Origin of the sequence: Robiginitalea sp. (assembly GCF_049588695.1) — a bacterium.
GTDB lineage: Bacteria > Bacteroidota > Bacteroidia > Flavobacteriales > Flavobacteriaceae > Robiginitalea.
The window spans coordinates 1-3,681 of the sequence record NZ_JBAVZJ010000183.1 but is presented as its reverse complement, the minus strand read 5'-3'; the positions used below and the strand labels follow the sequence as shown (position 1 = coordinate 3,681).

The following is a 3,681-nucleotide window of genomic DNA, read 5'->3' as shown; positions in this document are numbered from 1 at the left end:
CTTATGGGTTCTGAGAAAGATCTGGTGTCTGACTATATCTGGGATGGGACCTTTGAGGGAGTTCATAATGGGAAAGTAAGATGGTCCCATTTGCTACAACAGAATTCAGACTGGTCGGGCAGTCTATGGGGGATAAAGGACTGGGCAGACCGGCCTCCCCTGGAAGGCGGAGTTGACGATTGGAAATACCGCCCCCTAAGGGAGCCGGGGACAGTCATGGAGTACAATGACGTACGCGTAAATGTCCTGGCGTATTCACTCACCCAACTCTGGCGGCAGCCACTCCCAACTGTGCTTAAACGAGAACTTATGGACCCTATTGGGGCTTCGCCTACCTGGCGATGGTTCGGTTATGATCACGCCTGGTCTGTTATTGACGGATACAAAGTACAATCGGTCACGGGAGGCGGGCATTCCGGAGGGGGTATTTTCATAAACGCGGAAGATATGGCCCGATTTGGCCTGTTGTTTCTCGGAAAGGGGGTCTGGGAAAACCAACGAATTTTGAGTGAATCCTGGATAGAAGATGCTATTACTCCATCCGGGCCCAACCCGAATTACGGGTATATGTGGTGGTTGAACCAGCCCGGGGACCGCCATTGGGAAGGGGTGCCGGATACGGTGTATTACGCGGCAGGATTCGGCGGGAACTTTATCGTCGTTGCTCCGCAGCAAGAACTGGTCATGGTTTTACGCTGGTTGGAGCCTTCAGAAATCGGGGCTTTTGTAGCGCAGGTCCTCAAGGCTATGCCCTAAATCCGGGAGAGGATTTCGCAGGCCTTTTTGAGGGTGTCCGCTTTTTTGGCGAAACAGAAGCGCAGTTGTTGGTGATCCTGACGATCCAGGTTGAAGACGGAAATAGGTATGGCCGCCACACCGTTCTCCAGAAGCAATTTCTGTGCAAATTCAAGATCGCCCAAAGGACTGATTTTTGAAAAATTCAGGAGTTGGAAATAGGTGCCTTCTGCAGGGGTAAATTCAAAGCGGGAGTCCTGCAAACCCTCCAGGAACAAGTCCCTTTTTTGCTGGAAAAAATCGGACAGGCCTTCGTATCTCGAGGGTTTTTGCATGTATTGCACAAGGGCGCGCTGCGCCGGGTGATTTACCGAGAAAACCACAAATTCGTGAATCTTCCTAAACTCGTCCATCAGTACTTTCGGGGCCATACAGTAGCCCATTTTCCAACCTGTGATATGAAAAGTTTTCCCGAAAGAGGCACAGACAAAGGACCGCTCCTTTAAGCCGGGGTATTTGGATACACTTTGGTGAGAGGCCCCATCGAAGACCAGGTGTTCATAAACTTCATCGCTTAAGACCAGGGTGTCGGTCGGGCGCAGAATTTGTTCGAGCTCGCGCAGGTCGGCATCCTTTAAAATAGTGCCACTCGGGTTGTGGGGCGTATTGAGGATGACCATGCGCGTTTTTGGGTTGAGTACTTTCCGGAATTCATCCCAGTCAATCCTGAATTCCGGTCCGCTCAGCTGCAGTAACCTGGGGATACCCCCCTGGGCACGTACACTGGGTTCATAACAATCATAGGCAGGCTTAAAGATTACTACTTCATCCCCTGGATAAACAGTACTTGCTATAGCGGTATAAATTGCCTGCGTAGCCCCCGCAGTAAGGGTTATTTCCTTTTCCGGGTGATAGCTCTGCCCGTGGCAGCGCTCTGTTTTTTCGGCAATCGCTTCCCTGAGGGAATAGATGCCGCCCATAGGGGCATACTGGTTATAGGGACCCAGCAGGGCTTGCCGGATGGCCGTGATCAGCTCCGGGTCTACATCAAAATCGGGAAACCCCTGGGAAAGATTGATGGCGTTGTGTTTTATCGCCAGGGCACTCATTTTGCTGAATATGGATTGTTCGAGATTGGGCAGTTTGGAAACAGGATGTACAGACATAAGGTGCTTTGTAGCATAAAAATAGAAAATCCCGGAACGCATCGCGTCCGGGATTGGTAAAAAAGAGGGATTGGGGATTATCCTTTGGCGGTAGCCATAAGGTACTCCCGATTCATCCTCGCGATATTTTCCAGTGAAATCCCTTTTGGACATTCAATTTCGCAGGCCCCGGTATTTGTGCAGTTGCCAAAACCTTCCAAATCCATTTGCCGTACCATATTCTGAACCCGGTCGGTAGCTTCTACCTTCCCCTGGGGTAGTAAGGCAAATTGAGAGACTTTGGCGGCGGTAAAGAGCATGGCACTGGCGTTTTTACACGCCGCGACACAGGCACCACAACCAATACAGCTGGCAGCTTCAAAAGCCTCATCGGCATGGTGTTTATCAACCGGGATGGCATTGGCATCCACTGTGTTCCCTGAAGTATTTACAGAAATGTACCCTCCGGCTTGTTGGATACGGTCAAAGGCTGTGCGGTCGACCATCAGGTCTTTCAGGACCGGAAAAGCCGTTGCTCGAAAAGGCTCAATGACAATGGTGTCGCCATCGTTAAAACGCCGCATGTGTAGCTGGCAGGTGGTGATGAGCCTGTCCGGGCCGTGGGGTTCCCCGTTGATCATCAGGGAACAACTGCCGCAAATTCCTTCGCGACAATCGTGATCGAAAACCACGGGCTCTTCTCCCTTTTCAATCAGCTCCTGGTTCAGTACATCGAGCATCTCCAGAAAGGACATGTCTCCTTCGATATGGTCAATGGGATAATCCACCAACTTGCCTTTAGAGCTTTTGTCTTTTTGCCGCCAAATTTTTAAAAGTAGTTTCATAGCTAATCTTTTTTTGAATCTCAATCCCCCGTCTGGAGGAAATGAGTCACAGCAATCTATTTGTAACTTCTTGTTTTCAATTCAACATTTTCAAAAACCAGGTCTTCCTTGTGGAGTTTGGCATCCTTAGGGGCTCCTTTGTATTCCCACGCGGCCACATACCTGAAGTTTTTGTCGTCACGCAGGGCCTCTCCTTCGGGAGTCTGGTATTCTTCCCTGAAATGTCCGCCACAGGATTCGTTTCGCTCGAGCGCGTCCTTGGCAAAAAGCTCCCCTAATTCAAGGAAGTCGGCCACCCGGCCTGCTTTTTCCAATTCCGGATTCACTTCATCAAGACCTCCCGGGATTCGAACATTTTGGTAAAAGTCTTCCCTGAGGGCTGAAATTTCTTCGATGGCCTCTTTGAGTTCCCTGGCATTACGGGACATACCACACTTATTCCACATGATTTTACCCAGTTTTTTGTGGTAATAATCAACGGGATTTTTCCCTTTGGCATTAAGGAGTTTTTCAAGATTGGCCCGAACTTCAGCTTCAACTTTATCAAAGGCTTCGCTGTCCGTCGATATCGGGCCGGTCCGTATGTCGTCCGATAAATAGTTCCCAATGGTATAAGGAAGCACAAAATATCCATCTGCGAGACCTTGCATCAGGGCTGAAGCCCCGAGGCGATTGGCCCCGTGATCACTAAAATTCGCTTCCCCGGTGCTGAAACATCCCGGGATGGTGGTTTGCAAATTGTAATCTACCCATAACCCACCCATAGTGTAGTGAACGGCCGGATAAATCATCATAGGTGTCTTGTACGGATTCTCATCCACGATTTTCTCGTACATCTGGAAGAGGTTCCCATATTTTGCCGCAATGACTTCTTCTCCCAGTTTAGTTATCGTGGCCTGGTCCGGATCTTTGATTCCTGAGGTCAGGGCTTTTTCGGACCCATACCGCTGAATGGC

Annotated in this window: 4 protein-coding genes; 1 reads left to right on the top strand and 3 read right to left on the bottom strand. The window is 49.9% G+C overall.

All coding sequences use genetic code 11. The annotated features are described in order from the left end of the window. Positions 1 to 756: serine hydrolase domain-containing protein (locus WBV75_RS04485; RefSeq protein ID WP_424119454.1), on the top strand; the 756-nt coding region annotated here is incomplete at its 5' end. Here the strand turns inward: WBV75_RS04485 and WBV75_RS04480 are convergent. From WBV75_RS04480 to WBV75_RS04470, 3 genes are all read right to left on the bottom strand, one after another. Next, positions 753 to 1,901 (bottom strand): methionine aminotransferase, encoded by a 1,149-nt coding sequence (locus WBV75_RS04480; RefSeq protein WP_424119453.1) that lies wholly within the window; start codon positions 1,899 to 1,901, stop codon positions 753 to 755. The genes WBV75_RS04485 and WBV75_RS04480 overlap by 4 nt on opposite strands. 77 nt (positions 1,902 to 1,978) lie before the next feature. Further along, positions 1,979 to 2,725 (bottom strand): succinate dehydrogenase/fumarate reductase iron-sulfur subunit, encoded by a 747-nt coding sequence (locus WBV75_RS04475; RefSeq protein ID WP_424119452.1) that lies wholly within the window; start codon positions 2,723 to 2,725, stop codon positions 1,979 to 1,981. Positions 2,726 to 2,781: 56 nt separating this feature from the next. Beyond that, positions 2,782 to 3,681 (bottom strand): FAD-binding protein (locus WBV75_RS04470; RefSeq protein ID WP_424119451.1); only part of this gene is annotated, 900 nt, incomplete at its 5' end.